The organism is Microbacterium sp. BWT-B31, from assembly GCF_041379855.1.
In the GTDB taxonomy this organism is placed as follows: Bacteria; Actinomycetota; Actinomycetes; order Actinomycetales; family Microbacteriaceae; genus Microbacterium.
Genome location: NZ_JBFECU010000008.1, coordinates 83,200 through 108,084, shown reverse-complemented (window position 1 = coordinate 108,084; position 24,885 = coordinate 83,200). Strand labels below are relative to the sequence as shown.

The window sequence follows — 24,885 nt, the reverse complement described above, 5'->3', positions numbered from 1 at the left end:
AAGCCTAGCGTTCGCGGGGGCCGTCGGATTCTGTCTGCGTGCCGTTCGCACCGTGCCCGTCGAGCGCCCTGTCGCGGCGCACGCGCGAGGCGACGAGGTAGCTGACGGCGCCGAGCACGAGGACGGCCACGACGATCCCGATGACCCACGGCCACGGGTTCGAGGACGAGGCGGCCTCGCCCGGCGCAGGGGCGGACGTCACGGTCTCGGTGGGCTGGGGCGACTCGGGTTCGGCGGTCGGCGCCGGTTCGGCGGTCGAGGTCTCGGTGGGCGTCGGGGCCGGGGCGGCGGTCACCGTGAACGAGTACTCGCCAGAGATCGGGTGGCCGTCGCTGGAGACGACCTTCCACAGCACCTGGACGACTCCGGTCGCGGCGGATGCGGCATCCAGTGCCTGCGTCACCGTGTTGTCCTGCACGACCGGCGCTCCTGACGCGATCGAGGCGCCGGCCGCATCGAGCACCGCGACCTCGGTCGCGCCCTGCTCGGCCGACAGCACCCCGCTGAAGGCGAGGCGCACTTCTGTGGGCAGGCCTTCGACCGATGAGTCGGCGGCGGGGGTCGCCGAGATCAGCTCATCGTGGGCCGCGGCGGGCTCGGCGCCCGCGACGAAGGCGACCAGGGCGATCGCGAAGGCCAGGACCGCGCCGATCCAGCGGGCCGAAACGGTCACTCGTGCGGTGTTGATTTCCTGTGACGACACGACTTCGAGCCTAGTCGGGGGCTGTGATTGCGGATGCCGGAGTCCTAGCATGCCCTCAGGCGGGTGGACCTGCCCGCTCACGACGATCGAAGAATCGAGGTGCGGAATGGACTCCATGATGATGGACATGATGTCGAAGGACATGATGTCGACGCCGGGCATGGAATCGATGGACATGTCCCTGATGCAGGCGTGTATGGACGCCTGCTCGGCCTGCGAGCAGGCGTGCATGGTGTGTTCGATGCAGCTGATGTCGTGCGCGCCCGCGTGCATGAACTGCGCCGACATGTGCAACACGATGATGCGGGCGATGCTGCGCATGCAGGGGATGAACCCCGCGTCGATGATGGCCATGCTCGACGCGTGCATCGCGATGTGCGGGTACTGCATGGACGAGTGCATGAAGCACGCCGACCACAGCGAGGTCTGCCGGATGTGCGCTCAGGCGTGCAAGGCCTGCATGGAGGCGTGCACGGCGATGCGCGCGTCGATGGCCGGCTGACCCGCGATCGCCTTATCCGCGTCAGCGGAGCACGTTGAACCGGGCACTCCCGGCGGCGAGCACGTCGTAGCGCCCGTGGAGGGCGACCGGTGCGCCCACGGCCACGTCGGTGGCCGCACCCGCTCCGCTCCAGACGGTGATCGGCGCGCCCTCGAGCGTGCGCAGCGAGAGGGTGCCGGCCGCGGCGTCCGCCGCCTCGACGATCGCGTCGACCCACTCCGACGGGGTGGCCGATGCCAGGCGCGACTGGATCAGGTGCAGCGCGTGACCGGGCGCGAAGGTCGAGCAGGCGCCGCCGCGGATGCACATGCACGCCGCACGCTCACGCACCTGGAGGGGCGGAAGGTGGGGGTGCGGGCTCGACACGGCGGCGTCCTCTCACTCGGTTCTGATGCGGCAAGACTAAGCCGGGCCGCCGCGTCGGGCGATGCCGGCCGACACACGCCGAAACACGGGGCGGCGAGCCGCGACGCGCCGGGACGCGCGGTGATGTGCCTCTTTCGGCGCGGTTCCGATCGGCTAGGCTGGGCGCTCAGAGGAGGAGCACGTGGAAGACAATCGCACCCCCGAGCCGAGCGAGATCCGACGGGCCGCAGGAGGGGACGCCGAATCCGGTTCCGCCGACCGCGCGACCGACACGACGCAGACCTTCGGGCACGACTCCGACCTCTCGTTCGTGCCGTTCGGCAGCGACCTGAGCGACGCCGAACTCGACGCGATCGACGCTCTGCCCAGCGCCGCCGCGATCCTCATCGTGCGCTCCGGCCCCACCGCCGGGGCTCGCTATCTGCTCGACAGCGACGTCACGACGATCGGGCGCCATCCCGAGGCCGACATCTTCTTCGACGACGTCACCGTCTCGCGGCGGCATTCCGAAGTGACCCGCTCGGGTACGACGTTCGAGATCGTCGACCAGCGATCGCTCAACGGCACCTACCTCAACGGCGAGCGCGTCGATCGCGGAACGCTCACCAACGGGTCCGAGGTGCGCATCGGCAAGTTCCGGCTCAACTTCTTCGTGTCACCGGCAGATCTGGCACAGGCCGCGGACGCGTGATGTCAGGCGCCACCGCTCGTGAGCCGTCCGGGCCCACGGGTCTGCTGAGCATCGGCCAGGTGCTCGCCCGGCTGGGGCCCGAGTTTCCCTCGCTCACTTCGAGCAAGCTGCGCTTCCTCGAAGTGCAGGGCATCGTGGCGCCGCTTCGCACAGAGTCCGGGTATCGCAAGTTCTCGCAGGCCGACCTCGATCGACTGCGCCTCGCGCTGACCCTCCAGCGCGACCACTACCTTCCGCTGAGCGTCATCCGCGAGCACCTCGAAGACCTCGACGCAGGCCGTGAACCGGCCTCGTCCGCCACGGTGCCGCCGTCGATCGTGCCGGCCCGCCGCAGCTACCAGCGCGACGAGCTGCTGTCGGCAGCCGGCGCGGCGCCCCAGCTGCTCAACGACGCGATCAGCACCGGCCTGCTGCCGCGCGGAGAAGCGTATTCGGACCAGTCCGTCGCGATCATGCGCTCGCTCGTGGCGCTCGACCGTCACGGCATCGAGCCGCGCCACGTCCGCGCCCTCAAGCAGAGCGCCGAGCGCGACGTCGCCCTGATCGAGTCGGCTCTGGCGCCGCAGCTGCGACGGACGGATGCCGCCTCCCGCGCCCGCGCGAACGAGATCGCGCCGGAGCTGGCCAAGCGCCTCGACGAGGTGCGGGCGGTGTTCGTCCGCTCGGCGATCGATCGCCTGCTGTCCTGAACCGCTTGCCGGGCGAGAGGTCGGCGACACACGCCGGATGTCATTGCCCGAGGCCCATCGCTGATCTAGCGTTGACGTATTCGCATTGCATGAGGGGGGATTGCGTATGACCGCTCCAGAAGCGGCAGACGAGCCTCGGTTCGACACCGACCTCCTCTTCACCGACGGCCTTCCGCAGATGGACGACGAAGTCGGCTACCGCGGAGCCATCGCCGCCCGCGCAGCCGGCATCACCTATCGCCAGCTCGACTACTGGGCCCGCACCGAGCTGGTCGAGCCGACGGTCCGCGGGGCGAGCGGGTCGGGTTCGCAGCGGCTGTACGGCTTTCGCGACATCCTGGTCCTCAAGCTCGTCAAGCGCCTGCTCGACACCGGCATCTCGCTGCAGCAGATCCGCACCGCCGTCGAGCAGCTGCGGGCGGCCGGCATCCGCGATCTCACCGGCACGACGCTCATGAGCGACGGCGCTTCGGTCTACCTGTGCACGTCGAACGACGAGGTGATCGACCTGGTCAGCCGCGGTCAGGGAGTGTTCGGGATCGCGGTGGGCAAGGTCCTGCGCGAGGTCGAGTCCACGCTCATCGAGTTCGAGCCGCAGTCCGCCGCCGTGCTCGACGAGCTCGCGGTGCGGCGCGCAGCGCGCAGCGCCTGAACCGCGGCCGTCGCGGTTCGGGCGCAGACCGTCGAGGCCGCTTCGGTCGCGGCATCCGTCATCGCGGTCGCCACGGGGCGCGGATGCCGCCACCCGCGCCACCGCGCACGCCTACTGTGCGCGCACCTCGCCCGGCGTCGGGATGCGCCCGGTGCGCATGACGCGATCCAGCAGCGCGTCGAAGTCGGCCGCGAGCTCCTGCGCGGAGTCGCCCGGCCAGATGTGCAGCGGCTTGGCCGCACCCTGCGCCTGCTGCAGCGACGTGCGCTCGGGAAGCTGCGGTGAGAGCACGAGCGGACCGAACATGTCGCGCAGCTCTTTGATGCGGAACTGGTGCTCGATCGACTGGGGGCGCACGCGGTTGACGACGATTCCGAGGGGCTGCAGGCGGGGTGACAGGCCGCGGCGGATCTCTTCGATCGCGCGCAGCGCGCGGTCGGCCGCGGCGACCGAGAACAGGCCAGGCTCGGTGACGACGATCACGCGGTCCGAGGCCGCCCAGGCCGTGCGGGTGAGGGCGTTCAGCGACGGGGCGCAGTCCACCAGCACGAGGTCGTAGTCCGCCTCGATCGTGGCGAGGGCCTCTTCGAGCTTCCACACATCGCGCACGCTCGGATGCGGGCCGTCGAAGTTGATCGCCGACGGGCTGCCGATCATCACGTCGATCGTGCCCGGGTGCACCTTCGCCCACCCGCTCGAGGTGATCGCCTGGCGCACCACCTTCTCTTTCGGGTTCGCCAGGACGTCGGCGACATTGAGGCGGCCGGCGACCTGGATGTCCATTCCCGTCGAGACGTCGGACTGCGGGTCGAGGTCGACGACAAGAGTGCGGACTCCTCGGGCGAAGGCCGCCGAAGCGAGGCCGAGGGTCACGGTGGTCTTGCCGACACCACCCTTGAGCGAGCTCACGGAAAGTACGTGCACAAGGCCCTACGTTACCGTCCCCTAGGCTGTGAGCACACTCAGCCCCCAGGGAGGGGCCTCAGAGGCGAGGTGAGAATGTTCCGGAAGATCCTTGTTGCCAATCGTGGTGAGATCGCCATCCGCGCGTTTCGGGCTGCGTTCGAATTGGGGGCCCGCACGGTCGCGGTCTACCCGTACGAGGATCGCGGATCCATCCATCGCCAGAAGGCCGACGAATCGTATGAGATCGGCGAGCGGGGGCATCCCGTGCGTGCGTATCTCGACGTCGAAGAGATCATCCGCGTCGCGCTGAAATCGGGCGCCGATGCGATCTACCCGGGCTACGGATTCCTCTCCGAGAACCCGCTGCTGGCACAGCGCGCGGCCGAGAACGGCATCACCTTCATCGGGCCGACCTCCGACGTTCTCGAGATGGCGGGCAACAAGGTCACCGCGAAGGAGCACGCGATCGCCGCGGGCGTTCCGGTGCTCGCGTCGACCGAGGCCTCCGACGATGTCGACGCGCTCGTCGCGCAGGCTCCGGGGATCGGGTTCCCGATCTTCGTGAAGGCGGTCGCCGGCGGCGGCGGGCGCGGAATGCGCCGCGTCGAGACGCCGGCGGATCTGCCCCCGGCTGTCGCCGAGGCGATGCGTGAGGCGGGTGCCGCGTTCGGCGACGCGCGGGTGTTCCTCGAGCAGGCGGTGGTGCGGCCGCGTCACATCGAGGTGCAGATCCTGGCGGATGCCACGGGCGAGACGGTGCACCTGTTCGAGCGAGACTGCTCGGTGCAGCGCCGTCACCAGAAGGTGATCGAGATCGCACCGGCCCCGAACCTCGACGACGACCTGCGCACGCGCATCCACCGCGACGCGATCGCCTTCGCCCGCTCGATCGGCTACGTGAACGCGGGGACCGTGGAATTCCTGGTCGACACGGCGGGGGAGCGCGCGGGCACGCACGTGTTCATCGAGATGAACCCGCGCATCCAGGTCGAGCACACCGTCACCGAAGAGGTCACCGACGTCGACCTCGTGCAGGCGCAGATGCGCATCGCGGCGGGCGCGACCCTCGACGAGCTCCGCCTCACGCAGGATCGCATCACGCTGCGCGGCGCGGCGCTGCAATGCCGCATCACGACCGAAGATCCCTCGCAGGGGTTCCGTCCCGACACGGGGCGCATCACGACCTACCGTTCGCCCGGCGGCGCCGGAATCCGCCTGGACGGTGGAACGACCGCGGCGGGATCGCAGATCAGCCCGCACTTCGACTCGATGCTCGCCAAGCTCACCTGCCGGGGTCGCGACTACACCGCAGCCGTCGCGCGAGCCAAGCGCGCCCTCGCCGAGTTCCGCATTCGCGGGGTCGCGACGAACATCCCGTTCTTGCGTGCCGTGCTCGACGACCCGGACTTCGCCGCCGGTGACCTCAGCACGTCGTTCATCGACGAGCGTCCGCAGCTGCTGACCAGCCACCCCTCGCGCGACCGCGCGACGAAGCTGCTCAACTGGCTCGCCGACGTCACGGTGAACCGGCCCTACGGCGAGAAGCCGCTGCAGGTCTCGCCCGGCAGCAAACTGCCCGCGATCGATCTGAACGCGCCCGCTCCCGCCGGCACGCTCGAGCGCCTGCGCGCCCTCGGGCCCGAGGGGTTCGCGCGCGCCCTGCGCGAGCAGACCGCGCTCGCCGTCACCGAGACGACCTTCCGCGACGCCCACCAGTCGCTGCTGGCCACACGCGTGCGCACGCGTGACCTCGTGCGGGTCGGCCCCCACGTGTCGCGCATGACCCCCCAGCTGCTGTCGGTCGAGGCGTGGGGCGGGGCGACCTACGACGTGGCCCTGCGCTTCCTCGCCGAAGACCCGTGGGAGCGCCTCGAGGCCCTGCGCGCGGCGATGCCGAACATCCCGATCCAGATGCTGCTGCGCGGGCGCAACACGGTCGGCTACACGCCGCGCCCCACCGCGGTCACCGACGCGTTCGTGCGCGAGGCGGCCGCCACCGGCATCGACATCTTCCGCATCTTCGACGCGCTCAACGACGTCGACCAGATGCGCCCGGCGATCTCGGCGGTGCTCGAGACCGGGACCGCGGTCGCCGAGGTCGCCGTCTGCTACACCGGCGACCTGCTGAACCCTGCCGAGCCGCTGTACACGCTCGACTACTACCTGCGTCTGGCCGAGCAGATCGTGGCCTCGGGCGCCCACATCCTCGCCGTCAAGGACATGGCGGGTCTGCTGCGCCCCGCCGCGGCGGCGAAGCTCGTCGCGGCGCTCCGCGAGCGCTTCGACCTGCCGGTGCACGTGCACACGCACGACACGGCGGGCGGGCAGCTGGCGACGCTGCTGGCGGCGAGTGCGGCGGGCGCCGACGCGGTGGATGCCGCGGCCGCTCCGCTTGCGGGCACGACGAGCCAGCCCTCGCTGTCCGCGCTCGTCGCGGCGCTCGCGCACACCGACCGCGACACCGGCCTCGATCTGCAGGCCGTGAGCGACCTCGAGCCCTATTGGGAGGCGGTGCGTCAGCTCTACCGTCCCTTCGAGTCGGGTCTGCCCGCCCCGACCGGACGCGTGTACCACCATGAGATCCCGGGCGGTCAGCTCTCCAACCTGCGCCAGCAGGCGATCGCGCTGGGCCTGGCCGACGACTTCGAGCTCATCGAGGACATGTACGCCGCGGCGGACCGCATCCTCGGGCGCATCCCGAAGGTGACGCCGTCCTCGAAGGTCGTCGGCGACCTCGCCCTGGCGCTGGTCGCGGTGCGCGCCGATCCGGCCGACTTCGAGGCGAACCCCCGCAACTACGACATCCCCGACTCGGTCGTCGGCTTCATGGCGGGCGAGCTCGGCGACCTGCCGGGCGGCTGGCCGGAGCCCTTCCGCTCGAAGGTGCTCGAGGGGCGCACGGTGTCGATCGAGATCCCGCCGCTCACCGTCGACGAACAGGCCGCTCTGGCCGGCGATGCGGCCGAGCGCCGCACGGCGCTGAACCGGCTGTTGTTCCCCGGGCCGACCAAGCAGTTCGAGCAGCTGCGCGAGGCATATGGCGACCTGGCCGCACTCGGCACGCCCGACTACCTCTACGGGCTCAAGCCGGGCGAGGAGCACATCGCCGAGATCGATCCGGGTGTGCAGCTCTACGTCGGGCTCGAAGCGATCGGCGAACCCGACGCCAGCGGCATCCGCACCGTCATGACGACTCTGAACGGACAGCTGCGCCCCGTGTACGTGCGCGACCGCTCGATCAAGGTCGACAAGGTCGCCGCCGAGAAGGCCGACACGTCGAAGTCCGGCCAGGTGGCCGCTCCGTTCTCGGGCGTGGTCACCCTCAAGACCGAGGTGGGCACGACCGTCACCGCGGGTCAGCCCATCGCCTCGATCGAGGCGATGAAGATGGAGGCTGCGATCACCGCGCCTGTCGACGGGGTCGTCGAGCGGCTGGCGATCTCGGCGACGCAGCAGGTGGATGCGGGAGACCTTTTGGTCGTCATCCGCCCCGCCCGCTAGCCTGGAGGCGCGCGGGAGCCCGCGCCCGAACGCCTGGAGACATCCGCAGTGACGCCTGACAAACCCGAGCAGACCCCCGACGAAGCAGTGAACGGCGTTCTGGCCGACACGGGAAGCATCGACACGACAGGGTTCGGGATCCTGGGCGGCTCGACCGAGCAGGTCGAGGTCTCTCTGCCGATCGACGACGCCGACGACGACCTCGACGAGGACGTGATCGGCGACGAGGTCGTCGAGGCGTACAGCGTCGAGGTCGTCGACACCGCCGTGGCCGAGATCGTCGAGACCGGCTCGATCGCCACAGCCGCGGTGATCGATGACGACGTGGTCGAGGCCGAGGTCGTCGACACCGGCGCCGTCGGGCCGCTGCCGTCGGACGTTCGGGAGACCGCTCACGTGGGGGAAGCGAACGAGCCCGCCCCAGAAGTGACCGTTGCGCTCGCGGCGGACGTCGAACAGGCTGGTGCCGCCGACGTTTCTGCCGTCGGGGAGTCGGAGGATGAGACCATGCGCGATCCTGACAACGCCGCGGATGCCGCAGCCGATGTCACGCCTGAGAGCGCGGAGCCGTCGCCGACGATCGAGACGGCCGACCTGGACGCTCTGATCGCCGGCGCGATCGCGGCCCACCCGCGCGGCGACCGCGGTGAGACGGCTGCCGCCGAGTCCGCCGAGACGGCGGAAGCGGATGCCGCGCCCCGCGCAGAGACGAAGCCTCGCGCCGACGCAGAGCCGGTCCCGACGGCGACCGGCTCGATTCCGGCGACTCGGTGGGAGGCAAACCACCGTCCGTTCGCGGTGGAGCGCGACTACCCCCGCACCGAGGTCACCCTGACCTCGAAGCGGCTCGGTGAGATGGATCAGGGCCGCGAGACGGCCGACCTGCTCACCGCCGACCGCCTGCTCGACCCGCACCTGGTGGTGCGGCCCGAGCCCGAGGGCGGATGGCAGCACTTCCTGTACGCGATCTCGGGAAAGCGGATCAACCTGGGCGACAGCAAGCGCGCGCGTGCGCGCAAAGAACTCGACCGCCGCATCGCGGCTCCTCTCACCGGCGGCGCACGCTTCGTGCCCGTGCTCTCACGCAAGGGCGGCGTCGGCAAGACGACCGTGACGACGCTGCTGGGCATGGCGCTGGCCGATGCCCGCGACGACCGCATCATCGCGGTGGACGCCAACCCCGACCGCGGCACGCTCGCCGATCGCATCGCGCGCGTGCACGGCCGCACGGTGCGTGACCTGGTGCGCGCCCGTGCCGACGTAGCGGGCTACGCCGACATCTCGAACATCGTGGCCCGCGACGAGACGCGGCTGGACGTGCTGGCGTCCGACACCGACCCGCGGGTCTCGGAAGCCTTCAGCGATCGCGACTACCAAGACGTCGCATCGATCGCCGCGCACTACTACTCGATCGTGCTCACCGACACCGGCACGGGCATCGTGCACTCGGTCATGGGCGCGACCCTCGGTCTGGCCGACGAGTTGGTCATCGTGGCCGGGCTCAGCGTCGACGAGGCGCGACTGGCCTCTGAGACCATCACCTGGCTCGAGACCAACGGCTATGCCGAGCGCGTGCGCAACGCGGTCGTGGTGCTCAACCATGCCCGTCCCGGCACGCCCCTCGTGCGCGCCGACGAACTCGAGGCGCACTTCCGCTCGCGTGTGCGCGCCGTTGTGCAGATCCCGTACGACGCGCACATCGCGGCCGGCACGGCGATCACCTTCCGCGACCTCAGCCCGGCCACGCGCCAGGCCGCTCGCGAGCTCGCGGCGACGGTCGTCGAGGGACTGCGCTCGGTCGCGGTGGCGGCCTGATCGCATGGCGGTGCGACCCATTCGCCTCTTCGGCGACCCCGTTCTCAAGTCTGTCTGCGCACCGGTGAACACGATCGACGACGGCGTGCGAGCCCTCGTCCAGGACCTGCTCGACACGGTGGAGCTGCCCGGCCGCGCCGGCGTCGCGGCCCCGCAGATCGGCGTCGGCCTGCGCGCGTTCAGCTACAACGTCGACGGCGTGATCGGCTACGTGCTCAATCCCGTGATCGTCCAGGTGCAGGGCGAGCCCGAGCTGGTCGGCGAGGGGTGTCTCTCGGTGCCCGGCCTGTGGCACGACACGCCGCGGCATCCGTACGCGAAGGTCGTCGGCATCGACCTCGACGGCAACGAGGTCGTTCTCGAGGGGGAGGGCCTGCTGGCGCAGGCGCTGCAGCACGAGACCGACCACCTCGACGGACTGCTCTATCTCGACCGGCTTCAGCCCGACACGCGTCGGGTCGCGATGCGCGCGGTGCGCGAGAGCGACTGGTTCTGAGCAGCCGGACGTGAAGCCAGATCGAGCCCCGGTCCCAGAAGGGGCCGGGGCTCGATCGTGGTGCGAGCCGTCCGCTATGCGAGCGAGACGTTCGTCGTGTTGACGGGAACGGCGTAGATCGCTTCGATGTCGCCCGCGAAGTCGCTCATGATGACGTTGCGCTTGATGCTGAGCTTCGGCGTCAGGTGTCCGCTCGCCTCGGTCCATTCGCTGTCGAGCACCGTGAACTTGCGGATCGACTCGGCGCGCGACACTGCGGTGTTGGCGTGATCGATGGCGCGCTGCACCTCGGCCAGCACCGTCGGGTGCTTTGCCGCGTCGGCGAGGCTCAGGTCGGCGGGCAAGTGGTTGTTCGCGAGCCACGTGGGCAGCATCTCGGGGTCGAGGGTGATCAGCGCCGAGATGAACGGCTTCTGGTCGCCGACGACGACGACCTGGCCGATGATCGGGTTGGCGCGGATCGGGTCTTCGAGAATGGCGGGGGCGACGTTCTTGCCGCCGGCCGTGACGATGATCTCTTTCTTGCGTCCGGTGATCGTGAGGAAGCCTTCGTCGTCGAACGAGCCGAGGTCGCCGGTCTTGAACCAGTCGCCGTCGAAGGCGTCAGCGGTGGCCTCGGGGTTGCGCCAGTACTCCTTGAAGACGTTGATGCCGCGCACCTGGATCTCGCCGTCGTCGGCGAGACGGATGCCGACGCCCGGCAGCACCGGACCGACCGAGCCGATCTTCGACTTGGTCGGGATGTTCACGGTGGCCGGCGCGGTGGTCTCGGTGAGGCCGTAGCCCTCGAGGATCACGACGCCGAGGCTGTGGAAGAAGTGACCGAGGCGCTCGCCCAACGGTGCGGAGCCCGAGATGGCGTAGACGACGCGACCGCCCATGGCCTCGCGGAGCTTGCCGTACACGAGCTTGTCGAACAGCTTGAATTTGAGACGGGTGCCGAAGGGGACCTTCTTGCCTTCCTGCTGCAGCTTCGAGTGCTCGACGGCGGTGTGCGCGGCGGCGCGGAAGATCTTGCCCTTGCCGCCGGTCTCGGCCTTCTGCTCGGCGGAGTTGTAGACCTTCTCGAACACGCGCGGGACGGCGAGGAGGAACGTGGGCTTGAACGAGCCGAGCGCGGGGAGCAGCTGCTTCGTGTCGGGCTGGTGGCCGGTCTTGACCCCCGCGTGCACGTTGAGGATCGAGATGAAGCGGGCGAACACGTGCGCGGTCGTGATGAACAGCAGCGTCGATGCGCCGGGCGTGTTCACGACCTCGGCGAGCGAGGACGCCGAGTTGCGTGCGAGTTCGACGAAGTTGCCGTGGGTCAGGACGCAGCCCTTGGGGCGGCCGGTGGAGCCCGACGTGTAGATGAGGGTCGCGATGTCGTCTCCGCGCGCGATTTTGCGACGGCGTTCGATCTCGGCGTCGTCGACGCCCTTGCCCTGCTCGACGAGCTTGTCGAGGTCGCCGTCGTGCATCGCCCACACCGAGCGGATGAGTGGCAGGTCGCCGCGGACCTCGGCGATGCGCGCGGAGTGCTCGGGCGACTCGGCGATGCACGCGATCGCGCCGGAGTCGGCGAGGTTCCACGCGATCTGCGTCGCGGAGCTCGTCTCGTAGACGGGGACCATCACGGCGCCGGCGAAGAAGAGCGCGAAATCGACGAGCGTCCACTCGTAGGTGGTGCGCGCGATGAAGCCGACCTTGTCGCCGGGCTCGATGCCGGCGGCGGCGAAGCCCTTGGCGAGGGCGACGACCTGGCGCTGGAACTGCGCAGCGGTGATGTCGCGCCAGCCGTCGCCTTCGGGGACCGCGAACAGTGCGCGGTCGGGAGTCGCGGCGACGCGATCGACGAGAAGATCTGTGATGTTCGCCTGCGGGTCGGCAGGGACGATCGCAGGGACTTCGAATTGGGTCACGGCAGCTCCTTCGGCACCGGTGGGGAGTTCGGGCATGCAGTCGAGCTTAGTCGGGTGTCTCGACCACGTTTCGTGGTTGTCGCTATGCTCGGATTGCGGCTGTTTTCTGAGCAGATCGAACGGTAGTGTCCTACTTTCCCGAAATCACGCAACTCGCGGTGAAGCACATCCTTCAGGGTCGAAGGGTGCGGCTGGTCGGTGCGCCCGGAAGCGGAAGGACGACCACGCTCGACGAGATCGTGCACACGCTGGTCTCCCGCGGAATCCGCGTTCTGAGGGCCGGTGGAGGGGGAGGCGGGGACGGCCTGCGCGGACAGCTTCTCGGCCAGCTCGGCGTCCTGTCGGCCACGGACGATCGGCGCCCGCACCGTGTGGCGGACGCGATCCGGGCGAAGCTGCTGGCCGATCCGATGACAGTGCTCGCATTGGACGACTGGGACCTCGGGGATGAACTCTCGGTGCAGCTGCTGTCCACCGTCTGCGAGCAGGCTCGCTGCATCCGCGTGATGGGCATCGGCCTGGGCAGCGCGCACAAACCGACCTGGCCGGAGGTCTCGCTGACCATGCCGCCGCTGAGGTACGCGGATGTGAAGCGCTTGGTGGGCGACGTGCTCGGCGCGCCGGCCGCAACCTCTCTCACGGCACGGATCCTCGGCAAGTCCGGAGGCATCCCGGAGCTCGTCGTGGCTATCGCCGACAGCGCCCGCGTGACGGGTCTCATCGCGCAGCGCGACGGCCGATGGCACCTCGCGGCCCCCTCGCTGTGGAACGAGCATCTGCGGCCATTCGTGGAATGGCGGCTTCGCGGGCTCTCGGACGCAGAGCTCAGCGCGGCCCGCTTGGCGGCGGTGCTCGGGGTGCAGTCGCCGCAGCGAACCGGGCTGCAGGATCAGCCGGGCTATGTCGGTCTCATCCGTCGAGGGCTGATCCGCGCTGTCCGCACCGAAGGGCGGATGCCTGTCGCGTCGCTGTGGCCGCCGTTGATCGGCGAGATGCTCGCCCGCCACGAGATGCCCCGTGCGTCGACCGCGGACGAGATGCCCGGGCCCGGTCTCCTGCTGCCGCCCTCATCCGAGATCGGCTCTGGCGGGTCGCCGGCCGTCGAGGCGGTGACGGTGGCGGGGTACTTCATGCAGGAGACGTCCCGCGCGCAGCGCGAACTGGTCGCCTGGGAGGATGCGAAGTCCCCGAAGCACGCGACGGCCTATCTGCTCAGGGCGACCGGCAGTTCCGTGGAGCGCTCCGACATCGAGCGCGTGTTCAGCCAGACGCACCTCGGCGGGGCACCACCCCTGGAGACCCTCGAGTTCGTCGTGCAGCACGCGGAGTGGCTCGCATTCGACCGTGGGGATCTCGCCGGGGCGTTGGAGCGGCTGCGCGACCTCGGCGAGGCTGCGCCCGACTCCCGCGCCGGGGCCGAGCTGGCGGCGTGCTTCCTGACCTCGATGCTGGAGCGGGTGTCTCCCGATGACATCGGGAGACTGGACATCGAGGCCGCGCACGACACGACCGGAGCGGTCAAGATCGTCAAGGCGCTGCTGGTCCTGTTCGGCGGCGACGTCACTGCGGCCCGTCGTGAACTGCCCGAGAGCGCGTCCGGCCTCTACGGAGAGTTTCTCCTTCCGTTCGTGGAGGCTCTTGTGACCGCCCTGGAGGGCGCACCGTGGGTGGCGTACCATCGCGCGGCCGAGATCCGCGAGCGCGCTCTCGTCGCGCGAGACCGGCTCGGGTACGTCGGGGCCTCCTATGTGTCCGCCTTCGCCGCATCGGCGGCCGGATGCCCGCAGGCGAGCGAACACGTCGTCTCGAGCGGGCTCAGTCTGGCTCGCGTGAGCATGGTGGCCCGCCCGCTGTTCGGGTGTCTTCTGAACATCCATGCCTTCGACGCGATTCGGTCGGGTCGGGACAGTGAGGCTCTACTGCACGACGCACTCGCCTACGCCGGCGACCCGGGGCCGCTCTACGGCATGGGAACGGACCTGACATCGTGCCTGGTCGCTCCCGGGCTCACCCCGGCGGAGGTCGACGAACAGTTGGCGGTCGTCGTCCGTACGCGCATGGACCGCGGCTATCTCACCGCGGCAGCGTCGTGCGCCGTGTTCGCGGGCACGCTCTGCGCCGGCCCCGCTCTCGCCCGCGAAGCGGCGGCGCTGTTGGATCGGGTGACCATCCCACTGTTCGACCGGGCTCTGCGCGCCTCGGCTGCGGCCTCGGTCGGCGATGTCTCAGCGCTCGCACGACTTGCGGACGAGACGCCCCGCGGCGACTCCGCTCTGGTGACACAGACGCTGGACGCCGCTCGTCGCCGGGCGGAGACTGAGGGCGATCGGCGTCTTGTCGATGCGCTCGCGGCGATCATCGACCGGACGGCAGGTGTGAGCCGCCTCCCGGCCGCCGTCATCGACTCGTCGATGCCCGCGCAGCGGCTCACCTCCCGCGAATTGGAGATCGCGACGCTGGCCGGTCACCTGCGAAACCGCGACATCTCTCACAGGCTCGGCATCAGCATCCGCACTGTCGAGAACCACATCTCCAACGCACTGCGCAAGACGGGCATGCGGTCGCGATCGGACCTTGCCCAACTGGTCAGCGAGGCGCGGTGAAGCACGGCTTCGGCCGGTGATCGCAGGCGAGCACGCGGTGACGGGTACCCCCGATTGCCCCGTCACCGCGCCGATCCGCTACGGTTGCGCACTCCTGCTCATCGCTTGCGGATCGTCTCGGGGGCGGGGCGCGGCCGGTGCCGTGCGGCGAGCAGAGTCGCCATCCCTGCCGCGATGAGGATGCCCCCGAGAGGCGGAACGGCCGGCGGGCTCGACGCGCCGGTGGGCGGAAGAGACGTCGGGCCGGTGGGCGGAAGAGACGTCGGGCCGGCGGGCGAGCTCGTCGTCGCCGAGACCTCGACGGATGCACTGGCCGAGAGCGTCGAGAGCGGCGACAGGGGCTCCGGAGTCGAGGCGACTGCCGTGTTGGTGAACTGCCCGGTTTCGCGAGCCGTGCCGGACACGTCGATCGAGGCGGTCGCGCCGACTCCGATGGCGCCGAGATCGCAGCTGAGCACCTGGCCGTTGATCGCGCACCCCGGCGTGCTCGTCTGCGTCGCCGCGATGCCCGAGGGGAACTCGTCGATCACCGCGACGGACTCGGCATCCGCGTTGCCGCTGTTGCGAACCTCGATGGTGTAGGTCACGGTGTCGCCGATCTGCACAGCGGAGCGATCCACCCTCTTGGTGACGTGCAGCTCAGCAGGGGGAGCCGTCACGACGGTCGTGGCCTGCGCCGCGTTGTTGTACGGGTCAGGATCGATGGCAAACGCCTCGGAACGGTCCGACGCGGCATGGTTGGTGAACGTGCCCGCGGCAGCGCCGACGGCGGTGATGAGCAGGACCCCCTGCGCCTCGGTCGAGTCCGGGTCGGCGACGGGCAGGTCGCCCACAGACCAGTCCCCGGTGTGCGGGTCGTAGCGACCGATCGTGGCGGTGTGGGAGACGTACTCCAGGCCGGCCGGGAGGGAATCTGCGACGGTGACGGCATCCGCGATGTCGGGTCCGCGGTTGGTGACGCCGACTGTGAAGACCACTTCTTCGCCGACGAGGATCGCCGGGCGGTCGACGGCTTTGACGACCACGATGTCGGCGGAGGGCTCGTAGATATCTGCGAAAGCCTCGTTGTTGCGCGGTTCCTGATCCGGCTGGCGGGAGCTGTGCACGACGGCGGTGTTCCGATGAAGCCCCGGGCGTGTCGTGGAGACGTGGACGGTGAGCGTCGCCGTCGCGGCGTCGGGAAGATCTCCGATCTGCCAGATGCGGGTCGTGGGGTCGAAGGAGCCCATATCCATCTCGGCATCGATGAGCGTGGCATTTGGCATGAGGGGATCGAACGCCGCGACTTCGGTCGCATCGTGCGAGCCGTTGTTCCTCACCCTCAAGGTGTATTCGATCGCGTTGCCGGTCCGGGTGATCTCGGGTTCCACGGTCTTCGTGATCGCCAGGTCCGCCCAGGCGATACCGGTCACTGCGGTCGTGGCGCTGTTGTTGGTGGGATCGCGGTCGGTCTCGGCGAGCGAACTGAGCGTCACGGTGTTGCTGAGCACCGCGGCCTCGTCGACGCGCGCCCGGATCGTGCGCACAGCGGTGCCGTCGGGCGCGATCGACCTGAGCGACCAGAGCCCGGTCGCCTCGTCGTAGGTGCCGTTGCCGCTGCTCGACAGGTACGTCAGCCCCACGGGCAGCTGATCTGTGAGGATCACATCGTTCGCGACCAAAGGCCGCCGCACCACCGGGTTGGACACGGTGATGACGAACTCGACCTCCTCGCCGACAGGGACCGCGGTCGGCGAGGCGCCCGAGGGAACGAACACCGACTTGGTGACCGCGAGATCGAGGACCGGCGGGGTGCCCTGCACGGTCGCCGATGCCGAGTTGTTCGAAAGATCCGGGTCGTCGACGAGCGCGGACCCGATCGTCGCGGTGTTGACGTGCGCTCCGGCCGCGGACACGAGCACCGTGATCGTTGCGACAACGCCGGTCTGCCCGGGAGCCAGGTCGCCGATCTCCCACTCGGCGCCGTCGCTGCTGATGGCTCCGGTCGTCGCCGTCGTTTCGATGACGGTGAGTCCGTTGGGGAGGATGTCGGTGACCACGACGGCCTGGGCAGCGTCGGGACCGAGGTTCTCGGCACGGAGCTCGAACACGACGGTGTCTCCGATCGTCGCGGTCGCAGGCTCGACCGACTTGGAGACGGCCAGGTCCGCCGTTGCCCGGATCACTTCGAGCTGCGCCGATGCGGAGTTGTTCGTCGGGTCGGAGTCGGGGGCGCCGGAATTGCCCGTGAGCGCGATCAGATTCGTATAGGTGCCGAGCGAGACGCCGGTGACGACGAAGGTGCGGGACGCGCTCTGACCAGGGTCGATGCGGTCGATGCTCCAGGTTGCGGTGCCGGAGTCGTAGACCCCGTTGCCGGTGGAGGACACCGGGTCCAGCGCGAGCCCCGCGGGCAGTGGATCGAGCAACTCGATCCCCGTCGCCGCTGAGGGCCCGCTGTTGGATGCGGTGACGGTGAAGACTGCCTGTGCGCCCACAGGGATCCGTTCCCGGTCGACAGTCTTGGTCACGGCGATGTCGACTGACGGCTCGAATGCGCGGATGGTCGCCTGCGCGGTGTTGTTGCCTCGGTCGAGGTCGGGCTGATCGACGTGCGTCAGGGCGGCCGTGTTCGTATACGGGGTGGAGGTGTTCGCCAGCGCGGTGATCTCGAGTGCGACCTGTTCGCCGACCGCGAGGGTGGGAATGGACCATGCCCCGGAGGCGGCATCGTACGTCGTGTGCGCAGCCGGAGTCGACGACAGGTACTCGATAGCCGATGCGGGGTCTGGGCCGGGAATCACGTCGGTGATCACGATCCCGGTGGCGTCGGCCGGACCGTTGTTGATCGCCGTCACCGTGAACGTGACCGCAGACCCGACCTGCGGGGTGGGGTCGTCGACCGACTTGGTCACGGCGATGTCGAGCCCCAAGGGGATCCGTGCGGTCACCGGGCCGTCGGTCACAGTCTGGCCGATCGAGGTCTGCGCCGTCACGGAGGCGGTGTTGACCACGTACCCGTCCGGTTCGACCATCCACGACTCGAGGGTGTGAGTTCCGCGGCAGGTCGTGGACCGTCCGACTGGCACGGTCGTCGACTCGCACGTGGTGCCCCACGGGATCCGGTTGTCCGTGACACGCGGCAGGACCAGATCGGCGCCTCCTGTGTTGCGGACGGTGTAGGCGTAGGTGACCTGTTGACCGGGCGAGTACGGCGGCGGGGTCTCGACGTGCTTTTCGAGCTCCACCGCGGCGTGCAGCGGCACCGTCACCGTATCGGGGTTGGACACGATGGGGTTTCCGGCAGGAAGCAGCCCATCGGCCGTGGCGACGTTGGTGACACTCCCCGCAGCCACATCCTCGGCCGTGACGGTGTGGAAGCCGCGGCACACCGCGACCGACCCGGCTGCGGGCGCCATCGTCAGGCTCGTGCGATCGCACGTGATCGAGCCGTCGACGACCCGGTCGTCCGAGATGTGCAGCGCGTGAACGGGCGCGCCGACGTTCGTCACCGTGTACTGGTAGGGAATGTGCGACCCTTCGAGCAGCACGGGCGCGAGCGGCGGACCGGAGCGGTCCACCTGCTTGTCCAGAATCAGTCCTTCGATGGGTTCCACCGTGGAGACCACCACATTGCGCACGAGGTGCACGTCGGTGGCACCGCCGGTCGAACCGGAGTAGCCGAGTTTGTACGTGCTGGGCGGGTTCGGGGGACCCGGGGCGTCGAGCTCCAACACCCAGGGGCCGTTCGGTTGGTACTGGACCTGCACGATCACGCGCGGCACCGGCGACGAGGCTGTGACGGGCGTGACCTGCAGGTTCACGACCCGGTGCGATTGCTCTCGTGTCCCGGCGCGCAGCGTGCCGGTCCCGCCGTTCAGACTCGTTCCGGGGTTTCCCGGGTACTTGATGGGCCTGCGGATCGTGGCATCGATCCAGCAGTACCCCTGCTGGCCCTGCCCCGGGCCGCGGAGGGTGATGACCTGCGGTGCGAAGCCGAAGCCGTCACCGGGGGAGCGCTGATCGGGCGGGCAGCCTGTCCCGCGACCCTCCGTATCGGCGAAGAAATTCCCCCACGCATCCAGGCCGACGCCGAGATACGCCCCATCCACCCCTGACTGGTTTCCTCTCTGCGCATATCCGAGACTGCCGCCGGGGGCGCCGGCGTGAGTGAGTGAGACCGATCCGTCCACGAGGAAGAAGCTCACACCATCGGCCCCTGAGCCGCCGTACTGGTACAGATCGAACGTGATGGAGATGCCGGCGCGCGCGGACAGCGGCTGGTCGTAGAGCACCGCGGCCGAGTGACTGGTGCTTGCGTCGGTCAGCTGGAGGTACCCATCCGGTGCGCCCCCCATCGGCGGCACGGGGCCGACTTGGTGTGGGTCGCAGGGGGGGATGGCAGCGTGACCGGGAGCGGGACTTGTCCCTGAGGGGGTGCCGGTCAGGCAGGCGCTGCCCTGGATCTTCCACGAGGGATCCTCGACGAACGCGCCCCGGAAGGTCTCCGCCAGCAGCGGCGTCCCGTTCGGCGGCGGACCGGCCAGCCCGGGATCCGAGCTGAGCGCGAGCATGCCCGAGGCCAGCAGCGCCGTCGCCACAAGCGCCGCTGTCGCCCGTGCGACCCTGCCGGACCGATCCCCCCGGGACTGCCGCATCCGAACCTCCATCGACGTCGACGCTCCTGACACGTCGTCCGCGTTCGCGCGTCGGGGGCGCGAACACCCCGACGTGCGAGGCGGCCTGCGCCGGCGACGCTATCGCCGATCCCGGGCGACCGATCGTCGAATAGGTGATGAGCACTCACGCTGCCCGTGTCGATGCGCGTGCAACCGGGTGCGAGCGCGCAAGTGCGTGAGTGGCGGGCCTGACCAGCGGCATGAGGGGTGCTCGCGATCGCCTTTCGGGGTCCTTGCCGGGGCGGTGACGGCCTAGACTTCAAGGCGGCGCGCGCGAGTGTCGGCTGAGAGGGAGTTCGAGTTGCTCAACATCGGGATCGATATCGGCGGCACCAAGATCGCCGGGGGTGTCGTCGATGAGCGCGGCGAGATCATCGATCAGCTGCGTGTCGAGACACCCGTCGACACGACCGAGCTGTCGCATGCGGTCGCCGACATGGCCAACCACCTCGCCGACCACCACGACGTCTCGGCGGTGGGAGTGGCCGCAGCCGGCTTCATCGACAAATCCCAGTCGGTGGTCATCCACGCCCCGAACATCGCGTGGCGCGACTACCCGCTTCGCCAGACGCTCCAGGCGCTCATCTCGTGGCCTGTCACCATCGAGAACGACGCGAATGCGGCCGGATGGGGCGAGTTCCGCTTCGGCGCGGGACGTGACGTCGACGACATGGTGATGCTGACCTTGGGCACCGGTGTCGGCGGGGCGATCATGATCGACGGCGAGCTCTTCCGCGGCGGCCACGGCATCGCCGGCGAGCTCGGTCACGTGCGCTTCATCCGCGACGGACGCCGCTGCGGCTGCGGACAGAACGGATGCCTCGAACAGTACGCCTCCGGTCGCGCACTGCAGCGCGAGGCGGACGCCATCGCCGACGAGGGCGGCGAGCGGGGCCGTGCGCTGGCTGCCGTGCGCGCGGAGAAGGGCTCGATCTCGGGTCCCGCTGTGTCGCGGCTCGTGCTCGCGGGCGACGCGGGGGCGCAGGAGGCGCTGCTGCGCGTGGCCACCGCGCTCGGCGAGGCGTGCGGTGAGTTCCAGGCCGTGCTCGACCCCGAACTGTTCGTGATCGGCGGGGGAGTGGCGCAGTTGGGCGAGACCCTCCTCCAGCCCGTGCGCATCGCGTATGAGACGGCGCTTCCCGGTTACGGCGACCGTCCGGTGGCCGACTTCACGATCGCGAAGCTCGGCAATGACGCCGGCATGATCGGGGCCGCTGATCTGGCCGGCCGCATCCTGGTGGAGAGCCGGGCCTGACGGTGTTCTACTGGCTGATGAAGTACGTGGTGATCGGACCGATCGTCAGGGCGATCTTCCGCCCGTGGGTCGTCGGCCGGCGCAACGTGCCCGCCGAAGGCGCGGCGATCCTCGCGAGCAACCACCTGTCGTTCGTCGACTCGATCTTCCTGCCGATCATGATCGACCGGCCGGTGTCGTTCCTCGCCAAGAGCGACTATTTCACCGGGCGCGGACTGAGAGGCTGGGCGACGCGCCTCTTCTTCAAGGGCACCGGGCAGATCCCCATCGACCGCTCGGGCGGGCAGGCGTCCGAGGCATCCCTAAACACGGGCCTTCAGGTGCTGGGGCGCGGCGACCTGCTCGGGATCTACCCCGAGGGCACCAGAAGCCCTGACGGCAAGCTGTACCGCGGCCGTACGGGGATCGCGCGCATGGCGCTCGAGGCGCGCGTGCCCGTCGTGCCGGTCGTGATGGTGGACGCCGACACGATGATGCCGATCGGAACGAAGATCCCCCGGGTGGTGCGGGTGGGGGTCGTGATCGGCGAGCCGCTCGACTTCTCGCGCTACGCCGGGATGGAGGACGACCGCTACATTCTGCGGTCGATCACCGACGAGATCATGATCGCGCTGCAGCGGCTGGGCGAGCAGGAGTACGAGGATGTCTACGCCTCGACCGTGAAGGATCGCCTGAAAAGACCCGCGGCGTCCGCCGACGGGTCCGGGAGCACGGCGGCCTGACGCAGGCTCGATCGGCCTCACAGCGGCGCCACGCGTTGAGGCGGCGCGGATCAAGGTCGCGCAGCGGCGGAGCCGCGTGTCGAGACCCCGTTAGACTCGAAGGATGCTTCAGCAGCTCGACGCGCTCGACCACTGGCGGACTCTGCCTATCAAGCAGCAGCCGAACTGGCCCGACGCAGACGCCGTGGCCGCGGCATCCGCCGAACTGGCCACGCTCCCGCCACTCGTCTTCGCCGGCGAGGTCGACCAGCTTCGTGACAAGCTCGCGCGAGCGGCGTCGGGGCGGGCGTTCCTGCTTCAGGGCGGTGACTGCGCCGAGACGTTCGCGGGCGCGACCGCCGAGCAGATCCGCAACCGCATCAAGACGGTGCTGCAGATGGCGGTCGTGCTCACCTACGGCGCGTCCATGCCGGTCGTGAAGATGGGGCGCATGGCGGGCCAGTTCGCCAAGCCCCGCTCCAGCGACACCGAGACCCGCGGCGATGTGACGCTGCCGGCCTACCGCGGCGACATCGTCAACGGCTACGACTTCACCGAGGGCTCGCGCCAGGCCGACCCGCAGCGGCTGCTGAAGGGGTACCACACCGCGGCATCCACCATCAATCTGATCCGCGCATTCACGCAGGGAGGCTTCGCCGACCTGCGCGAGGTGCACTCGTGGAACAAGGGCTTCGCCCAGAACCCCGCGAACGTGCGGTACGAACGCCTGGCGGGCGAGATCGACCGGGCGATCAAGTTCATGGAAGCCGCCGGCGCCGACTTCGACGAGCTCAAGCGCGTCGAGTTCTTCACCGGCCACGAAGGCCTGCTCATGGACTACGAGCGTCCGATGACCCGCATCGACTCGCGCACGAACACGCCGTACAACACCTCGGCGCATTTCGTGTGGATCGGCGAGCGCACGCGTGAGCTCGACGGCGCGCACGTCGACTACTTCTCGAAGATCCGCAACCCGATCGGCGTGAAGCTCGGCCCGACCACGACCGCAGAGACGGCCCTCGCCCTCATCGACAAGCTCGACCCCGAGCGCGAGCCCGGCCGCCTCACGTTCATCACGCGCATGGGCGCTGGCAAGATCCGCGACGCGCTGCCCCCGCTGCTGCAGGCCGTGAAGGACTCGGGCGCGACCCCGCTGTGGGTGACCGACCCGATGCACGGCAACGGCATCACCACCCCGACCGGCTACAAGACGCGGCGCTTCGACGACGTCGTCGACGAGGTGCGCGGGTTCTTCGAGGCGCACCGGGCTGTCGGAACGTTCCCCGGCGGAATCCACGTCGAGCTCACCGGCGACGACGTGACCGAGTGCCTCGGCGGCTCCGAGCACATCGACGAGGCCACCCTCGCGACCCGCTACGAGTCGCTGTGCGACCCGCGCCTGAACCACATGCAGTCCCTCGAGCTCGCCTTCCTGGTCGCCGAGGAGCTCGAGAAGCTCTGATCGCCGGAAGGCGCTTGCCTCTGGCGCAATCAGCCGGACGCGGTGATCTGCAGGGTGACGCGCGAACCCTTGACGCGTTCCTCTCCGGCTTTGGGATCAGTGCCCGTGACGCGCGTGAGCGAGTTCGGGAACGGCCCCCAGAAGACGGCGTAGTCGACCTGGAACCCGGCGTCTTCGAGCGTCTCGATCGCCTCGTTGCGGGTGAGGTCGCGCACGTCCGGAATCGGGAACAGCGGCGGCCCAGACGACACCACGAGGGTGACGGTGTCGCCCGGGCGAAGCCAGCCGCCGTCCTCGCGCCCGATCACGCGGATGACCTCGCCCTTGTCGACGGTCTCGCTCGCCTCGGTCGGCGAGGGGTCGGCGACGACGAGGTCGAGCTTCTCGAGGTCGCTGCGCGCAGACCCCTCGCTCTGCCCGGTGACGTCGGGGATGGGCCCCAGCGACACGCCGATGGTCGCGGTGTCGCCCTCGTGCACGGTGCAGCCTTCGCCGCACTCGATGTCCTCGCCGCCGGCGGCGGGATGGATCGTGACGTACAGCACCGTCTCGGGCGCACCGTCGGTGTAGTAGGTCTCGCTCGCGCCGGCGGTGATGCTCTGCGCGTCGAGCAGCGCCCGCACCGCGCTGTCGGTCTGCCCGTTGAGAGCGTCGAAGGCGACTTCGGCCGGGCCGGTCGAGACGATGACGTTCACCTCAGTGTCTTTGTCGCGTCGCGCGCCCGGCGGCGGGTCGGTGCGGATCACCAGGCCGGGATCGACCTGCATGCTGCTCTCGCCCTGCTGCACGGCGATGAGCGAGCTGTCCTGCAGGATCGCCTGCGCCTGGTCGAAGGTGCGTCCGGCGACGTCGGGCACCGCGACGAGCGAGCCGGGGCCTGATCCGAACCACCATCCGGTCGCGCCCGCGAGACCTGCCAGCAGCAGCACGAGCGCGATGATCCACGCGCCCTTGGCCGCCCGGCGCCGGGTCGCGCGGCGCAGGCGAGTGGCGTTGTCGGCCGTCTCGGTGGGGGCCGCCGGGGTGGCGCCGGTCGTCGGCAGCACCACGGTCAGCTCTCCGGAGGGGATGCCGTCGGCGGCGATGACGCCCGTCGGCGCGGTGCGCGCGGCGTGGGGCGTGATGCCGAGCTCGCGCTCGATCTCGCGGAGCCGGTCGAGCATCGTCTGCGCGTCGGTCGGCCGGTCGTCGGGTGTCTTCTCCGTCGCCCACAGCACGAGCTCGTCGAGCTGCTCGGGAACACCGGGGTTTTTGACGCTGGGGCGCGGCACGGAGTCGGTCGCGTGCTGGAACGCGATCTGCATGGGCTGCTCGCCCTTGTAGGGCTGCTCGCCGGCGAGCATCTCGTACAGCATGATGCCGAGAGCGTAGATGTCGCTGCGGGCGTCGGCCGTTCCGCGCGTGACGAGCTCGGGCGCGAGGTAGGCGATCGTGCCGAGCAGCTGCGCGCCGCTGGCGGTGTTCGCCGTCGTCGCGCGCGCCAGGCCGAAGTCGCCGATCTTGATGCGGCCGTCCTCGGCGAGCAGCACATTCTCGGGTTTCACGTCGCGGTGGACGATGCCGGCCCGGTGCGCCGCGGCGAGGCCCGACAGAACGGCGTCCATGACGGTCACCGTCTGCGGCACGGTGAGCCGCCGCTGCTCGCGCATCAGCTCGCGCAGCGTGATGCCCGGCAGGTACTCCATCACCAGGTAGGCCATCTCGCCGTCCTGCCCCTGGTCGAAGACGTTGACGACGTGCGGATCGGCCAGTCGCGCGGCTGCGCGGGCCTCCTGGATGAACCTGCTCTGGAACACGGCGTCGTCGCTGAGGTGGCTGTGCATCACCTTCAGCGCGATGCGTCGCTCGAGCCGCAGATCGGTCGCGACGTAGACGGTCGCCATGCCCCCGCGGGCGATGCGAGCACGCACGCGGTATCGGCCGTCGACGAGACGGCCGATCAGCGGGTCGACCTGCTGACTCGTGCTCACGCTGAGAGTCTACG

General features: G+C 69.7%; 17 protein-coding genes. 11 read left to right on the top strand and 6 right to left on the bottom strand.

What is annotated here, in order from left to right:
* Window positions 1-4: 4 nt before the first annotated feature.
* Window positions 5-703 carry a copper resistance protein CopC gene (locus tag AB1K54_RS10225; protein WP_371202640.1) on the bottom strand — a complete coding sequence of 233 codons (699 nt, stop codon included), beginning with the start codon at window positions 701-703 and terminating at the stop codon, window positions 5-7.
* Window positions 704-809: 106 nt separating this feature from the next.
* Between AB1K54_RS10225 and AB1K54_RS10220 the strand changes: the two genes are divergently transcribed.
* Window positions 810-1,205: a hypothetical protein gene (locus AB1K54_RS10220; RefSeq protein ID WP_371202639.1), complete on the top strand. Its 396-nt coding sequence runs from the start codon at window positions 810-812 to the stop codon at window positions 1,203-1,205.
* Between the two features lie 21 nt (window positions 1,206-1,226).
* Here AB1K54_RS10220 and AB1K54_RS10215 read toward each other — a convergent pair whose 3' ends face one another.
* The gene (locus AB1K54_RS10215) at window positions 1,227-1,571 is read right to left on the bottom strand and encodes a hypothetical protein (RefSeq protein ID WP_371202638.1); all 345 of its coding nucleotides are present in this window, start codon (window positions 1,569-1,571) and stop codon (window positions 1,227-1,229) included.
* A 181-nt stretch (window positions 1,572-1,752) separates the two neighbouring features.
* On the opposite strand from AB1K54_RS10215, the gene AB1K54_RS10210 reads away from it, so the two are divergent.
* From AB1K54_RS10210 to AB1K54_RS10200, 3 genes are all read left to right on the top strand, one after another.
* On the top strand, window positions 1,753-2,262 hold the full coding sequence (locus AB1K54_RS10210) for an FHA domain-containing protein (RefSeq protein ID WP_371202637.1): 510 nt from the start codon (window positions 1,753-1,755) through the stop codon (window positions 2,260-2,262).
* The gene (locus AB1K54_RS10205; RefSeq protein WP_371202636.1) at window positions 2,262-2,951 is read left to right on the top strand and encodes a MerR family transcriptional regulator; all 690 of its coding nucleotides are present in this window, start codon (window positions 2,262-2,264) and stop codon (window positions 2,949-2,951) included. The genes AB1K54_RS10210 and AB1K54_RS10205 overlap by 1 nt, the downstream gene beginning before the upstream one ends.
* 106 nt (window positions 2,952-3,057) lie before the next feature.
* Entirely contained in the window at window positions 3,058-3,603 is a 546-nt protein-coding gene (locus tag AB1K54_RS10200; protein WP_371202635.1) for a MerR family transcriptional regulator, read from the top strand.
* Between the two features lie 111 nt (window positions 3,604-3,714).
* Here the strand turns inward: AB1K54_RS10200 and AB1K54_RS10195 are convergent, their stop codons facing one another.
* Window positions 3,715-4,527 carry a ParA family protein gene (locus AB1K54_RS10195; RefSeq protein WP_371202634.1) on the bottom strand — a complete coding sequence of 271 codons (813 nt, stop codon included), beginning with the start codon at window positions 4,525-4,527 and terminating at the stop codon, window positions 3,715-3,717.
* 75 nt (window positions 4,528-4,602) lie between these two features.
* Here AB1K54_RS10195 and AB1K54_RS10190 point away from each other — a divergent pair, with 75 nt between their 5' ends.
* From AB1K54_RS10190 to AB1K54_RS10180, 3 genes are read left to right on the top strand one after another with little or no spacing between them, the layout of a single operon-like run.
* The gene (locus AB1K54_RS10190) at window positions 4,603-8,010 is read left to right on the top strand and encodes a pyruvate carboxylase (RefSeq protein ID WP_371202633.1); all 3,408 of its coding nucleotides are present in this window, start codon (window positions 4,603-4,605) and stop codon (window positions 8,008-8,010) included.
* Between the two features lie 48 nt (window positions 8,011-8,058).
* On the top strand, window positions 8,059-9,825 hold the full coding sequence (locus tag AB1K54_RS10185; RefSeq protein ID WP_371202632.1) for a MinD/ParA family protein: 1,767 nt from the start codon (window positions 8,059-8,061) through the stop codon (window positions 9,823-9,825).
* 4 nt (window positions 9,826-9,829) lie between these two features.
* Window positions 9,830-10,321 carry a peptide deformylase gene (locus tag AB1K54_RS10180; protein ID WP_371202631.1) on the top strand — a complete coding sequence of 164 codons (492 nt, stop codon included), beginning with the start codon at window positions 9,830-9,832 and terminating at the stop codon, window positions 10,319-10,321.
* 74 nt (window positions 10,322-10,395) lie between these two features.
* On the opposite strand, the gene AB1K54_RS10175 is transcribed toward AB1K54_RS10180, so the two are convergent.
* Entirely contained in the window at window positions 10,396-12,222 is a 1,827-nt protein-coding gene (locus AB1K54_RS10175) for a long-chain fatty acid--CoA ligase (protein ID WP_371202630.1), read from the bottom strand.
* Window positions 12,223-12,407: 185 nt separating this feature from the next.
* Between AB1K54_RS10175 and AB1K54_RS10170 the strand changes: the two genes are divergently transcribed.
* Window positions 12,408-14,825, top strand: coding sequence for a LuxR C-terminal-related transcriptional regulator (locus AB1K54_RS10170; RefSeq protein ID WP_371202629.1), 2,418 nt, complete (start codon window positions 12,408-12,410; stop codon window positions 14,823-14,825).
* Between the two features lie 98 nt (window positions 14,826-14,923).
* On the opposite strand, the gene AB1K54_RS10165 is transcribed toward AB1K54_RS10170, so the two are convergent.
* Entirely contained in the window at window positions 14,924-19,162 is a 4,239-nt protein-coding gene (locus tag AB1K54_RS10165; protein ID WP_371202628.1) for a hypothetical protein, read from the bottom strand.
* A 622-nt stretch (window positions 19,163-19,784) separates the two neighbouring features.
* Here AB1K54_RS10165 and AB1K54_RS10160 point away from each other — a divergent pair.
* The 3 genes from AB1K54_RS10160 to AB1K54_RS10150 all read left to right on the top strand — a co-directional run bounded on the left by AB1K54_RS10160 (window position 19,785) and on the right by AB1K54_RS10150 (window position 22,901).
* Window positions 19,785-20,738: an ROK family glucokinase gene (locus tag AB1K54_RS10160; protein WP_371202713.1), complete on the top strand. Its 954-nt coding sequence runs from the start codon at window positions 19,785-19,787 to the stop codon at window positions 20,736-20,738.
* A gap of 2 nt (window positions 20,739-20,740) precedes the next feature.
* Entirely contained in the window at window positions 20,741-21,460 is a 720-nt protein-coding gene (locus tag AB1K54_RS10155; RefSeq protein WP_371202627.1) for a lysophospholipid acyltransferase family protein, read from the top strand.
* Between the two features lie 103 nt (window positions 21,461-21,563).
* Complete coding sequence (locus AB1K54_RS10150) at window positions 21,564-22,901, top strand: class II 3-deoxy-7-phosphoheptulonate synthase (protein WP_371202626.1); 1,338 nt, start codon at window positions 21,564-21,566, stop codon at window positions 22,899-22,901.
* Between the two features lie 29 nt (window positions 22,902-22,930).
* Here AB1K54_RS10150 and pknB read toward each other — a convergent pair whose 3' ends face one another.
* On the bottom strand, window positions 22,931-24,871 hold the full coding sequence (gene pknB / locus AB1K54_RS10145; protein WP_371202625.1) for a Stk1 family PASTA domain-containing Ser/Thr kinase: 1,941 nt from the start codon (window positions 24,869-24,871) through the stop codon (window positions 22,931-22,933).
* Window positions 24,872-24,885: the final 14 nt, after the last annotated feature.